This is a genomic window from Lysinibacillus sp. LK3 (assembly GCF_001043675.1).
GTDB classification, from domain to species: Bacteria; Bacillota; Bacilli; order Bacillales_A; family Planococcaceae; genus Lysinibacillus; species Lysinibacillus capsici.
Genome location: NZ_LDUJ01000015.1, coordinates 18,707 through 36,753, shown reverse-complemented (window position 1 = coordinate 36,753; position 18,047 = coordinate 18,707). Strand labels below are relative to the sequence as shown.

At 35.6% G+C, this 18,047-nt stretch carries 19 protein-coding genes and 1 riboswitch; of the genes, 15 read left to right on the top strand and 4 right to left on the bottom strand.

Features of this window, described 5'->3' with window-relative positions; genetic code table 11:
* Positions 1-19: 19 nt before the first annotated feature.
* Positions 20-637: an FMN-binding negative transcriptional regulator gene (locus tag VK91_RS11320; RefSeq protein WP_048392775.1), complete on the bottom strand. Its 618-nt coding sequence runs from the start codon at positions 635-637 to the stop codon at positions 20-22.
* Between the two features lie 166 nt (positions 638-803).
* On the opposite strand from VK91_RS11320, the gene VK91_RS11315 reads away from it, so the two are divergent.
* Together VK91_RS11315 and VK91_RS11310 are read left to right on the top strand one after the other, a co-directional pair.
* Positions 804-2,219 carry a PLP-dependent aminotransferase family protein gene (locus tag VK91_RS11315; RefSeq protein ID WP_048392773.1) on the top strand — a complete coding sequence of 472 codons (1,416 nt, stop codon included), beginning with the start codon at positions 804-806 and terminating at the stop codon, positions 2,217-2,219.
* Between the two features lie 69 nt (positions 2,220-2,288).
* The gene (locus tag VK91_RS11310; RefSeq protein ID WP_048392771.1) at positions 2,289-2,720 is read left to right on the top strand and encodes a DUF2935 domain-containing protein; all 432 of its coding nucleotides are present in this window, start codon (positions 2,289-2,291) and stop codon (positions 2,718-2,720) included.
* A 79-nt stretch (positions 2,721-2,799) separates the two neighbouring features.
* Here the strand turns inward: VK91_RS11310 and VK91_RS11305 are convergent, their stop codons facing one another.
* Positions 2,800-3,165: a hypothetical protein gene (locus VK91_RS11305; protein WP_048392769.1), complete on the bottom strand. Its 366-nt coding sequence runs from the start codon at positions 3,163-3,165 to the stop codon at positions 2,800-2,802.
* Positions 3,166-3,512: 347 nt separating this feature from the next.
* Here VK91_RS11305 and VK91_RS11300 point away from each other — a divergent pair, with 347 nt between their 5' ends.
* The 4 genes from VK91_RS11300 to VK91_RS11285 all read left to right on the top strand — a co-directional run bounded on the left by VK91_RS11300 (position 3,513) and on the right by VK91_RS11285 (position 8,755).
* The gene (locus tag VK91_RS11300; protein WP_048392767.1) at positions 3,513-6,560 is read left to right on the top strand and encodes an ATP-binding protein; all 3,048 of its coding nucleotides are present in this window, start codon (positions 3,513-3,515) and stop codon (positions 6,558-6,560) included.
* A complete protein-coding gene (locus VK91_RS11295) occupies positions 6,557-7,663 on the top strand; it encodes a response regulator (RefSeq protein ID WP_048392766.1) in 1,107 nt (368 codons plus the stop codon). The genes VK91_RS11300 and VK91_RS11295 overlap by 4 nt, the downstream gene beginning before the upstream one ends.
* A gap of 71 nt (positions 7,664-7,734) precedes the next feature.
* Positions 7,735-8,238 (top strand): GNAT family N-acetyltransferase, encoded by a 504-nt coding sequence (locus VK91_RS11290; protein WP_048392764.1) that lies wholly within the window; start codon positions 7,735-7,737, stop codon positions 8,236-8,238.
* A gap of 172 nt (positions 8,239-8,410) precedes the next feature.
* Positions 8,411-8,755, top strand: coding sequence for a DinB family protein (locus VK91_RS11285; protein ID WP_231595640.1), 345 nt, complete (start codon positions 8,411-8,413; stop codon positions 8,753-8,755).
* Between the two features lie 27 nt (positions 8,756-8,782).
* Here the strand turns inward: VK91_RS11285 and VK91_RS11280 are convergent, their stop codons facing one another.
* The gene (locus VK91_RS11280; RefSeq protein WP_048392762.1) at positions 8,783-9,523 is read right to left on the bottom strand and encodes a DUF3888 domain-containing protein; all 741 of its coding nucleotides are present in this window, start codon (positions 9,521-9,523) and stop codon (positions 8,783-8,785) included.
* 90 nt (positions 9,524-9,613) lie between these two features.
* Here VK91_RS11280 and VK91_RS11275 point away from each other — a divergent pair, with 90 nt between their 5' ends.
* Positions 9,614-10,033 (top strand): hypothetical protein, encoded by a 420-nt coding sequence (locus tag VK91_RS11275; protein WP_048392760.1) that lies wholly within the window; start codon positions 9,614-9,616, stop codon positions 10,031-10,033.
* A 31-nt stretch (positions 10,034-10,064) separates the two neighbouring features.
* Here the strand turns inward: VK91_RS11275 and VK91_RS11270 are convergent, their stop codons facing one another.
* Positions 10,065-11,546 (bottom strand): Lsa family ABC-F type ribosomal protection protein, encoded by a 1,482-nt coding sequence (locus tag VK91_RS11270; RefSeq protein ID WP_048392759.1) that lies wholly within the window; start codon positions 11,544-11,546, stop codon positions 10,065-10,067.
* A 689-nt stretch (positions 11,547-12,235) separates the two neighbouring features.
* Between VK91_RS11270 and VK91_RS11265 the strand changes: the two genes are divergently transcribed.
* From VK91_RS11265 to dut, 8 genes are all read left to right on the top strand, one after another.
* Positions 12,236-12,601: a DUF2089 domain-containing protein gene (locus VK91_RS11265; protein ID WP_004229931.1), complete on the top strand. Its 366-nt coding sequence runs from the start codon at positions 12,236-12,238 to the stop codon at positions 12,599-12,601.
* Between the two features lie 12 nt (positions 12,602-12,613).
* Positions 12,614-13,000, top strand: coding sequence for a hypothetical protein (locus VK91_RS11260; RefSeq protein WP_016991732.1), 387 nt, complete (start codon positions 12,614-12,616; stop codon positions 12,998-13,000).
* Positions 13,001-13,009: 9 nt separating this feature from the next.
* Positions 13,010-13,291, top strand: coding sequence for a hypothetical protein (locus tag VK91_RS11255; RefSeq protein ID WP_048392756.1), 282 nt, complete (start codon positions 13,010-13,012; stop codon positions 13,289-13,291).
* Between the two features lie 370 nt (positions 13,292-13,661).
* Positions 13,662-13,840: riboswitch (cobalamin riboswitch) on the top strand.
* Between the two features lie 117 nt (positions 13,841-13,957).
* Positions 13,958-14,182, top strand: coding sequence for a glutaredoxin (locus VK91_RS11250; RefSeq protein ID WP_004229925.1), 225 nt, complete (start codon positions 13,958-13,960; stop codon positions 14,180-14,182).
* Positions 14,179-14,538, top strand: a complete 360-nt coding sequence (gene nrdI / locus VK91_RS11245) for a class Ib ribonucleoside-diphosphate reductase assembly flavoprotein NrdI (protein WP_048392755.1) — start codon at positions 14,179-14,181, stop codon at positions 14,536-14,538. The genes VK91_RS11250 and nrdI overlap by 4 nt, the downstream gene beginning before the upstream one ends.
* Complete coding sequence (gene nrdE, locus VK91_RS11240; RefSeq protein WP_048392754.1) at positions 14,535-16,628, top strand: class 1b ribonucleoside-diphosphate reductase subunit alpha; 2,094 nt, start codon at positions 14,535-14,537, stop codon at positions 16,626-16,628. Before nrdI ends, nrdE begins: the two co-directional genes overlap by 4 nt.
* A complete protein-coding gene (gene nrdF / locus VK91_RS11235; protein ID WP_004229921.1) occupies positions 16,616-17,584 on the top strand; it encodes a class 1b ribonucleoside-diphosphate reductase subunit beta in 969 nt (322 codons plus the stop codon). The genes nrdE and nrdF overlap by 13 nt, the downstream gene beginning before the upstream one ends.
* A gap of 12 nt (positions 17,585-17,596) precedes the next feature.
* Positions 17,597-18,034 (top strand): dUTP diphosphatase, encoded by a 438-nt coding sequence (gene dut / locus VK91_RS11230; protein WP_048392753.1) that lies wholly within the window; start codon positions 17,597-17,599, stop codon positions 18,032-18,034.
* Positions 18,035-18,047: the final 13 nt, after the last annotated feature.

Genomic DNA, 18,047 nt, shown 5'->3' with positions numbered 1-18,047 from the left:
AACATTTCTGCCTGCTATTTTAATGGCTTCTATTTTTCTTCATCGCCTCAGCCAACGCATCAGCATGTGGATTTTCCTCTTTATAAAGTTCCTTTATTATATTGGCGTAATCACTAGCATTTCGATTTTGACTTAATTTATAGGCTGCCTGCACTTCTTCCACCTTTATTTTAAACCCTTTTATTCCTTTCATTTCTTGCTGCAAAAGCTCAGGAGATAGTTTATCCCACAACACAGGATTTTCACGGAATGACTCATATTTTTCAAGTAAGCTAGTCAAATCTTGTTCTAAATCCATTCCTTCAATCAGACTTGCCTTTCCATATACATGGACAGCTTGATAATTCCAGGTTGGCACATTTTCATGCTCATACCACGAGGAAGAGATATAGGCATGTGGACCATTAAATATCACGAGAATGTCTTGTACTTCCTCAAAGGTCTTCCATAAAGGGTTACCATAGGCTAAGTGACCTGTCAGATAATAGTCATCCTCGATTTTTTTCAGCAACACGGGTATATGGGCTGCAATAGGCTTACCTTTTCGAATTGAAACGATTGTTGCAAAGGAATTATGTTGAATAAATTCTTTGATTTCTTCTAAATCCGATACTTTGTAATACTTAGGAACATACATGGAAACCTCTCCTTATACATAAAATCATCGTGAGTTTTTTGAATAAACAAATAATTATGTAGGCACATCTTTACATTTTCTACTCAACGATGTAGATTTTATTATAATCAATCACTGGCACCTCATAAAAGTGCCAACAACGCTATTTCTAAAGGAGCCAAGAATCATGCTCGAAATGACACCAAACCTGAATAATGAGGAGCCACTTTACCTTCAATTATATAACTATATAAAAGCAGAAATTCAAAACGGAAAGATAAGGGCTCAAAGCAAATTGCCGTCTCAGCGTAGTCTAGCTAAACATTTACAGATTAGTCGCAACACTGTAGATGCAGCTTATCAGCAACTCCTTGCAGAGGGCTATGTGATAAGTAAAGAGCGAGATGGACTATATGTGGTTGATCTTGAAAAAGGTTATTTTCAAGGAGGCCCTCATCATTTTGAACCACAATTAGCGACTCAGCAGAAACAAGAACGACCAGCAATTAAGTACGATTTCAATTATGGAGATATTAATTTAAAAGATTTTCCCTTTAAAATATGGCGTAAATTATCAATGCAGAGCCTTGATGAAGAACAGGCTCAGCTCCTTTTATATGGAGATCCACAGGGAGAGCTGGAATTAAGAAATTATATGGCAAGCTATCTTTATGAATCAAGAGGGGTGCAATGCAGTGCAGAGCAAATCGTTATAGGAGCAGGCTTGCAGTTTCTTCTTGGTATCGTATGTAACCTAATTGGACGGAATGAGCTTTTTGCTATGGAAGATCCAGGTTATTATCGCGTTCGTTACTTGTTTAAAGATAATGGTATAAAGGTGAAACCAATCCCACTTGACGAGCATGGTATTCATATCGAGCCGTTAAGAAACAATAACATCAAGGCTGTTTATGTCACACCCTCCCATCAATTTCCCCTTGGAACAGTTATGCCTATCTCAAGAAGATTAGCATTACTAGAGTGGGCTAAGGAAGAAGATGCTTATATCATCGAGGATGATTATGATGGGGAATTTCGATATGCTGGAAAACCGATTCCCGCACTACAGGGATTAGATTCAAGTGATCGCGTCATCTATATGGGCACCTTTTCAAAATCTTTGATTCCAGCCATTAAGCTAAGCTATATGATATTACCTAGAAAATTAATGGATTTATTTCATCAAAACAATTACTATGTTCAAACTGTGTCTAGACTCCATCAGCATACGTTACAGCTATTTATAGAGAGTGGGCATTGGGAGAGACATTTGAATAAAACACGAAATAGTTATAAGCGAAGATATGAGGCATTACTAAAGTCCATTCAACAAACGTTCGGGGAAAATGGGAAAATTTATGGAGCCAGCAGTGGCTTACATATTTTACTTGAACCAAAAAATAAGATGACTGAAGAGGAATTGATTGATACAGCAAAAATGGCTGGTGTTAAGGTCTACCCAACATCTATTTTTTATGCAAATCCCTTGGTTGTTCAGCCTGCAAAGGTATTACTTGGATTTGCTAATCTAGCGGAAGATGAGATTGACACAGGCATTAAGCTATTAAACAATGCTTGGTTTAACAGTTCTACTATGACGTGAATCTCTTTCAAAGTTCTATTTCCACATTTCTTGTATATACATAATAGAGATAAGTGGGAGGGGATTTTTATGCAATTTTATTATGGCCATCAAATGCCATTACGTGTATTAGATGAAGCTGAATTTTGGAAACATCAAGAAGAGGAGCATACAGTAGTAATAAGAGAGCTTGTGAAAGATTTGGAGCAGCAATATGTCGATGCGTTACAGGAATGGGAAAAAGCTTTCGCTCAAACACATCAGCAAGTTGTGAGATATATAGAAACCGTCAATCGTTCCCAGGGACAAGTTTCTCCCGCTCTGTTTCAGGATATTTTACAGCTTACTTCCTTCTGTTTGCAACAGAGTGATCAATTTATCCAGTTTTGCCGAACGCTTATGCAAGAAAGTCAACCGATAAGCGCAAATCCTACAGCTAAAGTTGTATTAAATCATATCATTGTAGAATCCGAATATTTTATCGGAATTGCCCAAACCATTATATATCAACAGAAATACTAGGTCTAGCGTCTGGAAAATGGAGTTTGGAGAAAAAACACTTGCCACACTCCATTTTTAGGACGTTTTCACCACCACAATATTAACTATTCGGAATTTTCTCTTTATATTTAAAGGAAAGGAGACTTAAAGAATAATTTTTAAGTGTATCTGTGTGAACAAAGTCATTTAGAATACTTTCAATTGAATGACAATGTTGATTGATTAAATTAATTTCTTCTATATAATTTGAATCAATCAATACTTCTTTTAATGTTTTAAACACTACTTTCTGCTCGTTAAATAAATAAACCAGTTCAAACCTAGTGTTCAATATTAAAGTGGTAATCTCAGGGAAAATAATTCGATCCTTTAGTACTTCAAGAATGGAATTCACGGATTTTACTCCATCAATAGTTTGTAAAGATGAAAAAACACCATTTAATAACTCTTCAAAATCAACCTTCATCAAAATCCTCCATCAATCAAAATCCTTTCTGATAATAACATTTTTTTAGAAAAATTTTAATGATTAATATTTTCCTTCAATAATGTGGAAAGTCTATTTAGACAATAGTAATTTATTGAAAACAATTCACTTCACATGTTTCCAGAGGTTAATAAAAATTTTTAATCCGCTCACAATCATTTTTTTAAAATAACAACAAACAAAACATCAAGAAAGGTATTATTATTGTTTGTTTAGATTTTGTTCAAACACAGTATGCTACTATCTCAAAAGGGGTTGATTGTAAAAACAGTGAGCAATATGATGTAAAGATACATCATAAATGATCGATCTTTGGGGGCACGAAAATGAAAAAAAATATCATAATTATTGTAAGTATAATCATGCTTTTTGTGATTGTTTTTTTTATTGGTAATTGGCATTATTTCTCCACTAATCAGCCAAAAATTATACATAAAGGTGTAGGAAAATTAGAGGAAGAGCAATTATTAAAGCCTGTAAAGCTAGAAGGAGAATGGGCCTTTTATCCAAATGTATTAATTTCTTTGGGGGAAAATTTTGATAGCTATCAACATAAAAAACTGAATTTAAATGTACCCTTTAATTGGCAAGCATATGTAGAGCCAAATGAAGAGGGGCTTTCGGTGGGAACCTATCACGTCAACATAGAGGTACCATCAGATGGAGTTTACGGCCTATATATTCGAACGATTCGTCAAGCTAGTCGTGTATTCATTAATGGCGTTGAGGTGGGGGCTAAAGGAAATCCAAGTACTGTTTTAAGCGCATATGCATCTGAAAATGATGATAAATATACCGTTTTTTCTCCTAGTGTCAATAAAAGACTAGACGTTGTCATCCATGTTGCAAATTACAATTATCCTCAGGCTGGAATTGTTTATCCTATTGAATTTGGTACAATGAAGGCTATTCAAAAGCATTATCACTGGAAAGTGTTTTTAGATATAGTAGTGAGTATAGGTCATATTATAGTTGGTGCGATCTATGTCTTTACATTTTTACAGAATCGCAAGCGTAAGGAAGAGTTATTCTTTGGTCTTTTTACTATTTCATTAGGATTTTATATGTCGTTTATCAATCAAAAAGTGTTTTTCCTGTTATTTACTGATCTATCGACGGTCAATCAATTACGTCTGCAATTAGGAATCATTCCACTCGCATTGCTTGCTTTAACATTTTTTATAAATGCGATGTACCCACAATTACTAGAAAGAAAAATTTTATACACGCTTGCCATATTACTTGGTATCGTGTTTGTTATGTACGGTATCTATAATCCCTTTACAAAAAATGAAAGGGCCTCCTCAGAATTTGAAATGATTATGAGAAAAATAATCTATATCAGTGTCACGGCTCCAGTTATTTTCTATAATATATGGTTGCTTATAAAGGTCATGCTAAAACGTTTAGAGGCTGTGCGTTATGTGCTAATAGTTATTACAGCGATTAGTTGTTATTCTATTTTACTCATTTGTAACTTTTTATTTGGGATGCCTTTTGACTATACAGAATTTATGTTATTTTTACTAATATTATTTGGCTTTGCCTCATTATTAAATTATCGTGCCAATCAAGCTGTTTTAAAAATAGCAGCATTGTCAGAAGAATTGCTTGAACATAATCAAATGAAGAATGAATTTCTTCTGAAAACTTCGCATGAACTCCGTGCCCCCCTAAACGGAATATTAAATATATCCAGATCCTTAATGGAAGGTGCTCAAGGACCATTAAAACGATCTCAACAGGAGCAAGTTATTCTAATTCACAGCGTTACACAGCGCATAGGTCATTTAGTAGAAGATTTATTGTTTTCTTCCAATCAAATGACAGGAGAAGTAAGGATTAGTCTACGCAGTGTATCTCTATCTGTTATACATGAGGTAGTAGCCGAAATTCGTAGTCTTATGCCCAAAAATAGTCAAGTAAGGGTAACAGCAGAGATAAACTTAGATTTGCCAAAGATCTACACTGATGAATTACGCTTTAAACAAACTTTATATAATTTGCTGCATAATGCTATTAAATTTACACAAAATGGAACAATCACAGTCACTGCGCATGTTGAACAGGAGCAGATGGTCATCCAAGTAAGTGATACAGGCTGTGGAATTCCGACACAAGAATTAGATCGTATTTTTAACGCCTTTTATCAAGGAAACAATCATCATAATAAAGAAGGGCTAGGTTTGGGACTAAGTATTACTAAAAATATTGTTGAAAAATTAAATGGTAACATTTATGTGACAAGCACTGTAGGGGAAGGGACAACATTTACATTTACAATGCCCCTCTCAACACTAGAAAACGTAAGTAATGAACAAGCTACCATTACATCACATACAGATACAGAAATACAGCTTCGACTGCCCCTTATTCATAAAGGAAGTGATAAAAAAATACTGGTGGTAGATGACAACCATGTCAATATAAAAACTTTAACGGAAGCACTAAGTTTAAAGGGATATACAGTGATCGCCTTAGATAACGGCTTTGATGCGATCGATTATATTAAAACCAATCATGTAGATTGTATGTTAATCGACCTAATGATGAATGGGATGTCAGGTTATGAGTTATGTAAACGTGTACGTAAACAATATGATATGCTGGAACTACCAATAATTATCTTAACTACAGTTATGAAGCAATCTGACTTACTGCAAACGGTAAAAGTAGGGGCGAATGATTATCTACAAAAGCCGATTTCTACCGATGAACTTTTTATTCGTATTGAATCTTTATTGGCTGTTCGACAATCATCAATCGATGCAATCGAAGTAGAAATGAACTATTTATATTCACAGGTCACACCACATTTTGTATATAACACACTTAATACGATTATTGGTTTAAGTTATACAGATATGGAAAACACACGTGAAGCTCTTTATTGTTTAGCCACTTATTTCCGTGCAAAACTGAATGTTCATTATCGAAATAGCATTGTCCCCATCGATGAGGAGATGGAGCTTGTAAAAGCCTATTTATCAATTGAAAAAATGCGCTTTGGAGATCGTTTACGTATTAAATATGATATTGACGAATCGATACAATTAGGAATCCCTGCATTGTCCATTCAACCTTTAATTGAAAACGCAGTGTTCCATGGTATCTCTAAGAAAGTAGAGGGAGGGACAATAGAATTAAGCCTACAGAGAGAGGGACAATTTGTAAGAATTAAAATCTATGATAATGGTGTAGGAATTTCAGAAGAAAAATTGCACCAATTGCTAAATGAAGAAAGTACAAGAATTGGCTTTATGAATCCATTAAAGAAATATAAATTAATAAAAAATGCTAGTTTACGAATTTACAGCGAAGAAGGAAAGGGAACAACAATTGTCATTTTATTACCAGAGGGTGGTGTCACATGAATATAATGATCGTTGATGATGAAAAATTGGCCATTGATGTTTTATCTATTATGGTTAAACAACTTGCCCAATTTCAGATTAACATTAAGGGAACATTTACAAATTCAACTGAGGCCCTCCAGTTTCTTGAAAAAGAAATAATTGATGTAGTGTTTTTAGATATTGAAATGATTGACACACACGGTATGCAACTTGCAAAGCAGCTCCTACACAAGCAACCATCCTTACAAATCATTTTTGTTACAGCTCATACACAATTTGCCGTGGAGGCTTTTGAAGTTGAGGCAACAGATTATTTATTAAAGCCAGTACAGGAAAAACGACTGATTAATGCGTTAACAAAAGCACAGAAAAAAATGGTCGTGACGGTGGCGCCGAGGGATGAGAAGAAAAACTCATTATATGCGCATACATTAGGCAGCTTTTATCTACTGGATGTTCAACATAATGTGATTAAGTGGCGAACAAGAAAAGTACGTGAACTATTTTTATATTTACTATTTCACCAAAAACGGCCTATGTTAAATGCAGTTCTTTTAGAGGAATTGTGGCCAGATTTGAACTTTGAAAAGGCAGCTAGTAATTTACATACAACTATTTATCATTTAAGAAAGATATTAAAGGACAATGGTATTCAAGATCCCATACTCTTGGTCAATAATCACTATAAATTAAATGCGGAAATTCAAACTGATTATGATGAGCTGAATCAACTATTGGAGCAGGATCAACATGATGAGAAATCCATTCAGCAGTTATTGAATTGCTATGAGGGTGATTTTTTAATAGATGAGGAGTATTTATGGGTTAATCAAATCAGGCTCCGCTTAAAGCAATCTGTATTACATGTGCTTGAACAGTATATTGCACGTACAGACGTTGCCCACACTTTATTAAAGTATAATTGCCTACAAAAGCTTTTAGAGCTAGACGAATACAATGAACAGTATATGTTTCAATTGTTAGAATTCTTAATTCAACAAAATAGGAAACAAGAATGTATAAAATTCTTTGAATCTATAGAGGCAAAATTAGCTGAAATTGATCTCGCTGTGCCAGAAAAATTTTATAGAAAATACAACGAGTTCTTACTCAACGTTTAGAAACGATTTCGGAAAAGTAATTTCTGTTTTAATAGTAGGTAATAATTTTATAAAAAGGAGATGCTTTCGGCATGCAAAAGATTGAAATAATTGAGCTTCACCATATTGAGCAAGATTTGGAGAGGCTTACTGAATTATTGATTATGGTCGTAGATGAAGGAGCATCCGTAGGTTTTTTACCTCCACTCACACAAGAACAAGCGATAAAATATTGGCAATCTGTCTTAGCGTCAGATGTCTTACTGTTCATTGCGAAAATAAATAATGAAATTGCAGGTAGTATTCAATTGCATTTAACTAGCAAACCAAATGGCATTCATCGTGCTGAAATTTGCAAGTTAATGACACATCCCAACTTTAGACGCAACGGTATTGGACGAGCGCTGATGCAACAAGCAGAGGAACGAGCAAAACAAGAAAACCGCTCCTTGCTAGTTTTAGATACGAGAGAAGGGGATCCTTCTAATAAATTATATAAATCATTAGATTATCAAGAAGTAGGGAAAATTCCGCAATATACTATTTCACCAGATGGAGAATTAGAAGCAACCGTAATTTACTATAAATTAATTTAATCCATGGTATTGAATATAACTGAAAACGTGTAGAAAGGGAGCTAGTATATAAACGAAGCGCAATTATTTATGCAAATGAAAATGTGGCGTAATTGGACTGTTGAATTTCTACGTACGATCCCTGAGAATATTGCTGATCAGATACCCGCTGTACATCATAACAATATTCGTTTTGAATGCTGGTCATCTATTAGTTGGTTGGGATCATTCCGTTTTTCCAGCTGTTACACAAGAAAGGCATTTGCCCCTATCCTATCATGTAATGTTTCCTAGTGGCAGTAAACCAGATAACTGGACTGAGCAACCGCCAACAATGGATCAAATTATTATGCTCCTAGAGGAACAACCAATTCTTATTGAACAAGCTTGTGCAGGACATCTACATGAACCGCTTAAAGAACCTTTTTTAGGTATGAAAACATTAGGCGATATGGTTGTCTTTCATATGAACCATGAAAATTTTCACATGGGAATTATAAAAAGTATGATGCAAACGCTCTTAAAGAATGAAGCCTAACTGATGGAATCAGTTGGCTTCATTTTTCTATATATACCACGGTAACAGATCCTCCATTTTCTTACCTGGCTTACTTGTTTTATCTGTTACGATCCATGTGCCGTCTTTCTTTTGCAGCTGATAACTTACATTTGTACCATCCGCTCTTTTAAAGAGCATATAACCTATATTACCCTTGATAAAAGTGACAGGGTCTATGACATTTTTGTAGGGAATCTTTCGCTCAGGAAATAAAATATGGGTCACTATTTCCTCTGCAATCATAGCAAGGGATTTCATATCATTATTAATTTCAGCTTGATATTGCAATTGATCGTATCGGTAGGAAGTATAAGATGCTAAGTCCAGCTTAAAACTCTGCTGTATATCTAACAGTGTTGCCCTATAGAATGCGTTTATTGCCTTTTCTACATCATCTGCCTCATGTATATAGCGAAGTGTGATGACACCAGTTGGACTGACTTCAAACGTAATGATTTCCTTACTGTAGGGTGGGGAATGCGCATGCTCAAAGGTCGTAACTTCCACGCTAACTTTAAAGCTAAACTGACTTTCTTTGACAATTTTTAAAATTTTCACATCATACAAGCCATACTGCTTAGGATAGCCATAGTAATGATCAATTTCCTTTTCAATAAATGGATTAAGGATTGTAATGAATGTGTCCCTGATTAGTTGCTCATCAGCTTGTTCACTTTGCGCATAAATCTTACATGGCAGAATGAACATAGTGAAGATAAACATTAAAACATAAGCAAATTTTTTCATGGAATAGTGACCTTTCTGCAGGATGATACTTTATAGAGTGCACCAATCACAGCAAATTATCGAGCATTTTTAAAGAAAGGGAATTGAACAATGGGAAAAATAATACTGCCCTTTTTATGTATGCTTTTGTTATTTCCAACAGCTACTTCGTGGTCAGAACCTGAAGGCTTAAAATGTCCAAATCCAGATGTATTGATGAAAACAACGGTGAAAGACAAAGACGAGCTTAGTCAAGCATTAGCTGACATCATTCCAAAAGTATATGGCTCAAGCCCTGATTATCAGGAGTGGCAAATTGAGGTGATAAAGCCCATGCCCATATTAACTGGCATGGAGGAGAATTACTATAAAATGGCGGTGAACTTCTGTGGAGAAAATGTGGCTAATCACTCCTGGTTTGTTCGATTAAGGTTTCCAAGATTACTGCCAGCGCAAAGTGCATCACTAGGTGAGCTATATATCGTGAAAGAGACAAATTCTAAATGGATCCATTGGTTTCAATATCATTAAAAAGGAAGAATCCATAAATGGATTCTTCTCTTTACGACATAGCTATCGTTTTCGTTGCTACAGTTTGTTGAAATGCCTGATCATGCTCAACAATCACCATTGTGAGATGAGAGCTTTTTATGAGCTCTTCAATCTGCATGCGTGAATAGATATCAATAAAATTGAGTGGTTCATCCCAAATATATAAATGAGCCTTCTCACACAAGCTTTTAGCAATCAGCAGCTTTTTCTTTTGCCCACCAGAATAATGAGAGATATCCTTCTCAAATTGAATACGCTCAAAATCCATCTTGCGCAGGATTGATTTAAATAACGTCTCATCAATACCATGCTCTTCAATAAATTCCGATAGCAATCCCTTTAAATGGGATGTATCCTGCTGAACATAGGAAATGACTAGACCTGAAGCTAACTTTATCGAGCCTGTATGTTGGATGGGATTACCTAGAATAAGTTTTAACATACTACTTTTTCCGCTTCCATTTTTGCCATCTAAAACAACTCGATCCCCTTGTGCCACTTTGAAGCTAATAGGCTTATTCACGATATGGTCATCGTACCGAATCGATACATCCGTGACAACAACCATTTCTTTTGATGGATATGCCAATGGCTCTACTTTCAATGACTCGGTTTTTTCAACATTTTTTAGCAGTTTTGATTTTTCCTCAATAGCTCTTTGTTGTCTGGATTCCAGGTTCTTCGCTCGTTTCATCATCTTGGCTGCTTTATGTCCAACAAAGCCTTTGTCCAGTTTAGAACCTGAATTGGTTGTGCCGTTTTTGGAGGCTTCCACTTGATTAGACCAACCTGACGAACGCTTTGAGGATTGTTTTAATCGGTCGATATCTTTTTGCAGTCGTTGATTGGTTACTTCTTCGTGTTCCTGCTGACGATCAAAATTTAACTTCCAAGAAGAATAATTTCCACTTTGAACGTCAATATTGGCTCTATTGATCGATAGGATATGGTCAACACAGCCATCTAAAAAGCTTCTGTCATGTGAAATTAAAATAAATCCTTTTTTTCTGCGAAGATAATCGGAAACCGTCTTTCGTGCATCCGTGTCTAGGTGATTGGTTGGTTCATCAATTAATAAAAATTGACCCTCTGTCAAAAACAACGCAGCAAGTAACACCTTTGTTTGTTCACCATTGGATAATGTTTTAAAAGGACGATACATGACCTCCGCATCTACATGTAGGTAAGCTATTTCACGTAGACATTCCCAATCTTCTGCCTGAGGACAAATTTCTTCAAATATTTCATGGGTATATTTATTTGGATCAGAAACTGGATAGGGGAAATAAGTGAAGTCTACAGAAGAGATGATTTTTCCGCTATACTCATAATTTCCTAATAACAACTGAAAGAATGTTGTTTTACCTCGTCCGTTTCTACCGATAAATCCAAGTTTCCAATCCGTATCGATTTGAAAGTTGACATTCTCAAAAATATTGTCAAAGCTGCTTGGATAAGAAAAAGTTAGGTTTTGTACTTGTATCATGGACATGATAATTCCTCCTTTGTATTGCAACAGTTTACTTTTCATACAAAGTCGGTCTATCCATCTATGGTTGATTTCTCCGTATAAGTAGATGGATATTAACGACTTATACGGAGTGTTACATGCGTTACAATAGTTTCTGAATCGCTCATATTTTTCCTCTCCTTTATAGGTAAATGAAAGGTACAAAATCAACTATGAAAGCAAGAAAAAAACCCTCCAATTGTGCATTGGAAGGATTAGTCTTTTTCTGAATAAATGCGATTTGCCATTTGTGTCATGACAAATAAAATGCAAACTGATAGTTAAAAATGGATAGACTAACCCTATATTTTGTGTTTGAAATCATTCAATTCAAATAAAAATATAGTTTAGTTCTTCATTGTCCATTCATCAGTCCTCTCATAATTGTCTTTTTATAGTAACAAATTTTTTTACAGAATACAATGTAACCTTATTTTCAATTCTAAACTTTCATTCTCTAACTAATGTCGCTAGCTACAAGTAGAAATAGAAAACACTACATAGAGTACTGTGTAATGATGCTTAAGACAAGCAATACAGCAATGATTAATTAATATTTTTAATTCAGCAATTAATTTTATTTATTTTTTAATTAAAATTATTAATTTTATTATTTACATCTTTAATTTCTTTGTTATATAATCAGCTTAACTTAAAGGAAGGAGTTCACTATGGCTTATCAAGTAATCACAAATTGTCCTGTCTGCAGTAAAACATTGAAAATTACGAAGTTACAGTGTTCTCATTGTCACACGACCATTGAAAATGAGTTTGAATTGTCGAAGCTAGCATCCTTATCACAGGATCAGCTTCATTTTGTGGAAGTATTTTTAACCTGCCGAGGAAATATTAAAGAGGTTGAAAAGGAACTGGGGGTTTCGTATCCAACAGTTCGAGGCAAGCTAAATGATATTATTTCATCCCTTGGCTATGCTCAAAAGAAGAAAAATGAAGTAGATGAGAAAAAAATTGTAAGCATGCTGGAAAATGGCGAAATCACAACAGATGAAGCCATAAAGCTCTTAAAAGACGAATAGGGAGGAACGACCATGAAAGAGGAGATTACAAAAGTGTTAACGATGATTCAAGAGGGCAAAATTGATGCGGATAAAGGATCAGAGCTGATTCAAGTGCTACAACAGAAAGAAGAATCAGAGAATAAATTTGTGGAAAAAACAAAGTATTTAGATAAAACGTTAAAGGTCCGTGTTGTATCCACCGAAAATGATAATGTCACGGTAAATTTACCAATTAAACTTGTCAAAGCCGTATTGATGGCAGGACACAGCATCGCTGCAAGTATTCCGCAATCGGAAAAATACGTAAAAGATATCGACATCAATCTTCTTCTTGAAGCGATTGAAAATGAACTAGATGGACAAATTGTAGATATAAAATCAGCAAACGGGGATTCCGTTGCAGTCTTCATTGAGTAGAGGCGACGAATGATGCATGTAAAAGTGAAAGCAAAAGACGTTCGCTTTACCGTCCCTGTTCCCTATACTGTGCTAACCATTGTCCTCTCCATTTTAACTTCTAAATGGATTCAGCAACAAGCCAATAAGTGGACAAAGGCATACTTCGATAAAAAGAAAATAGACTTTACCTTTCCCCTCATCGACAAAGAAATGCTAAAGCCGATTATCAAGGAACTACAAAATTATAAAGGACTTGTGCTAGTCGATGTCAAAGCTCAGGACGGGACTGAGGTTAAGGTTAGACTATAATCCCAATGATAGAATGGTAAGAGCATGTTATGATAAAAGCATGCTCTTTATTAATGTAATGAGCATCATTTGAAATGGGTAAGAGATGATCATTATTTCAGGACTTACGATAGAGACAACTATTTTTCAATGGTACATAAAATAGAAGATTTCTTTAAACTCAAATTAGAATTCTAGATCCATTTTAATAGAAAATCACGTACATCGTTAAAAATAGATTTTTGATTTGGGTATAAGTGATTAGTGGTAATCTATTTGGAACTACATAATTAAAAATACTGAATAATCCAAAAATAAAGAAGTTTAGAATCTTGATTTACTTTTCATTTGAAGGATGGTACACTTAAAACTATTGAACAACAACTATATATTGTGTTCGTTTTACAAAGGTACTACTACATGTAGTTTAAAAGGGAAGTTCGGTACAATTCCGACGCTGTCCCCGCAACTGTGAAGCTGACGATGATTGCAACCACTGTGCATTTGCATGGGAAGGGAATCAGAGAATGAAGCAAAGCCAGGAGACCTGCCTTTATAAAACAAATTTATCATTTCTTCGGGGATTAAGAGATGGGAACGTCAGTATTTTTGGTATGTTAACGTTTCCATTTAGCCTATCTCTTTAGAGGAGATAGGCTTTTTTATTTTATGAAAAGAGGGATTTCTATGAAACTTTATACGAAAACAATTTGTCCAAAATGCCTATGGGTAAAATCTGAACTACAACGTGCAGGACTTGAAGCTGAAATTGTTAACATCGATCACGATGAACAAGCAAAGCAAACGATTATTGACGCAGGTTTTTTAAGTGTGCCTGTTTTAGAGATGAATGAAACTTTCATAGGAGATGTTCAGGAAATTGTTTCTCAAATTGAGTTGATTGCCCTATGATTGTTTACGCGAGTCGTACAGGTAATGTCCGAAATGTTGTATCCAAATTAAAGGCAGAATGTATCGAGCTCTCGGAAGAATTACGATTGAACAAGCCATATCTCTTAATTACCTACACAGATGGTTTAGGTGACATTCCAGCAAAGGTACAACGTTTCTTAGAAAAAAACAGGGATTTTTGTAAAGGAGTAGTTGCCAGTGGTAATAGTAACTTCGGTCATCATGTATTTGGTGCTGCTGGTGAGAAAATCGCTGCTACCTATCATGTACCCTTAGTAAGGAAATTAGATTTACGAGGTAATCAAACGGATTACGAAGCAATACAAACGTTTTATGAAACGAGGGTAATGAGATGAAAACCTATTTAAAGCTTAATAATGACGTACTGAATCGTTATAGTACAACTGGATTACTTGAGTTAGAAAAGGACCGCGAAGCTACGCGCCGCTACTTTTTAGAGTATGTTAACGTACGTTTGCGTTATTTTATAGATATTGAAGAAAAAATCCGCTATTTAGTTGATGAGGGCTACTATGAGAAAGCCTTTATCGACATGTACGAAATGGAATTTATTAAGAAGCTGTACAAGAAAGCCTATGATTATAATTTCCGCTTTCCATCCTTTATGAGCGCAAGCAAATTTTACGATAGCTATGCTATGAAAAGTCGTGATGGGGAAGAAATCTTAGAAAAGTATGAGGATCGTATTGTCATTATTGCTTTGTATTTAGCTCAAGGCAACACGGCTCTAGCAGAACGCTCTGTCGAAGCAATGATGGAAGCCTATCAGCCTGCAACACCAACTGCTTTAAATAGTGGTAAGAAAGCACGTGGTGAATTAGTCAGCTGCTTTAAATTATCAATGGATGACTCCATGAATAGTATTGCTGAAAATATTGGCTATTGTTTAGAGCTATCACGCCTTGGTGGTGGAGTTGGGGTCAACTTAACAGATTTACGTCCATTAGGTGATCCAATTAAAGAGATATTAAATCGTGCAAGTGGTGTCATCCCAGTAGCGAAACTGTTAGAAAATTCTTTCAGTTATTCTAATCAGCTAGGGCAACGAAATGGCTCAGGTGTTGTCTATCTAAATATTTTCCATGCAGACATAGAAAATTTCATTTCATCAAAAAAACCAAATGCTGATGATAAAATTCGCCTCGCTACCCTTTCAACAGGGATTATTATACCTAGTATTTTCTTCGAACTGATGAAACGTGATAAGGATATTGTTTTGTTTAGCCCATACGATATTTTTAAAGAATATGGCAAACGTATGTCTGAAATTTCTATTTCAGACATGTACTACGAGCTACTTGATAACCCTAAAATTCGTAAAATTAAACGTTTAAATGCACGAAAGCTTTACACAGAGGTGAAAAAAGCACAATTTGAATCAGGCTATCCGTTTGAAATCTTTGATGATAATGTCAATAAGGTACATCCTTTAAAAAATATTGGACGTGTCAAAATGTCCAATTTATGTACAGAAATCTTACAAGTACAAGAGACAAGTATCATTACGGACCAGGATCAACCAAATGACTATGGATTAGATGTATCGTGTAACTTAGGTTCCATCGATATCCATGCAGCAAGTAAAGTCAATGATTTCGGCGCATTAGTCGATACAGCCATGCACCTATTAACGAATGTATCGCAAATGACACACATTAAGAATGTTCCGTCTGTTGCAAAAGCCAATCAATTAATGCATTCTGTAGGGCTTGGCTGTATGAACCTCCATGGGCATCTCGTGACAGAAGGCATCCTGTACGGCTCAAAAGATTCCATTGATTTCATGGATCACTTTATGGAAGCGATGAACTATTATTCTCTGAACTCTTCGATGGAAATGGCGAAAGAAAAAGCTGCAACCTTCTACCGATTTGAGGACAGTGATTATGCATCAGGTAGCTATTTTGACCAATATATCAATAAAACTGAAGAAGAACTATCGCCTGCTGTGTTGAAGGCGCTTGGCAATATTCCAATCATCACAAACAAGATGTGGGAAACGTTAAAGCAGGATGTAATGCAGTACGGTCTATTCCATTCCTATCGTTTGGCTATTGCACCAACTGGTAGTATTTCATATATTCGTAGCTGTACGGCTTCAATCGCACCATGTACAGAGCGCGTAGAGGTTCGTGATTACGCCGATAGTAGAACCATTTATCCAATGCCTCATTTAACAAATGACAATAGTCATTTATATGTGGAGGCGTATGATGTAAATCCGTATGATTTAATTGATTTATATGCAGCTTCTCAAAAGCACGTTGACCAAGGTATTTCCATGACGCTTTATGTAACGGACAATTGGACAACCGAACAATTGGCTAAAGTATACATTTATGCGTGGATAAAGGGCATTAAGTCTGTTTACTATGTTCGTCAACGATTACAAAGCTTAGAGGAGTGTGTAGCATGTCAAATATAATTTATGAGGCAGTCAATTGGAATAAGGCAACAAGTGAGCTTGCCCAAATATTTTGGGACCAGCAATGGAAGCAAATTTGGTTTCCAGAAGAAATTGCGGTCAGTAAAGATATTAAACAATGGAAAAGCTTTGAGCATCAGGACACATATAAAAAAGTATTTGCAGGCTTAACCTTACTGGATACTGTACAAACAAATATCGGGATGAATCGTGTTGCTGCTTATACAGACGATTTACAGGAAAAGGCTGTCCTAACCGTTTTTGATGCATTCGAGGCGATACATGCCAAGTCCTATTCTTATATTTTCACAACGCTTTGTACAAACGAAGAAATCGACGAGCTATTTGAATGGGTCAAGAAAAATGAATTTCTACAGTATAAGGCCAATAAAATAGCAGACATTTATAATAGTATTGAAGAAGGCAATCCAGAGAGCTTATGGAAAGCGATGTTTTCATCCGTTATGCTTGAATCTTTCCTGTTTTATTCTGGCTTTTTCTATCCACTATACTTAGGGGGACAAGGCTTCCTACGAAACAGTGCCGAGATTATTTCACTCATCTTGCGCGATGAATCTATCCATGGGGTAGCAGTTGGATTTTTTGCTCAAAATTTATTCAAGCAATTTTCAAAGGAAAAGCAAGAAGAGCTACATTTATGGGGCTATGAGCTATTATTAGATTTATATCAAAATGAAATGAAGTATACAGATGATATTTATGCGGAAACAGGATTATCACCTGAAGTGCGAGCATATGTACGTTATAATGCTAATAAAGCTTTAATGAATGTCGGCTTTGAAGCCATGTTCCCAGAAGAGGAAGTCAATCCAATTGTGATGAATGGTATTCGTAATGAAGGCTCCACATATGATTTCTTTTCACAAAAGGGTGCTACCTATGCCAAGGCAAAAGTTGCGCCAATCACAGATGACACATTCAATTTTAATCGTTAAGGATGAAGAACAATGAATCTAGAAGTAAAAATTAAAAAAGTTCACGCTGATGCCATGCTACCGATACAAGCCAACCCTGGTGATGCAGGTATGGACCTCTATTCCATAGAAGCAGTAGAAATCCCAGCAGGCGTAGCCAAACTCATTAAGACAGGTATACAGATTGAATTACCTAAGGGAACGGAAGCCCAAATTCGACCAAGAAGTGGACTAGCATTAAAGCATAGTGTAACCGTACTGAATAGCCCAGGCACTATAGATGAAGGCTATAGAGGCGAAATCGGTGTTATTTTAATCAACCATGGTCAAGAACCGTTTATCGTAGAAAAATCAATGCGCATTGCTCAAATGGTTATACAATTTGTTCCTTCTATTCAATTAGTGGAAGTAGATGAATTATCTCAAACGGTCCGTGGAGAATCTGGATTTGGTGCAAGTGGTACGAAATAGCGTACCTATATAT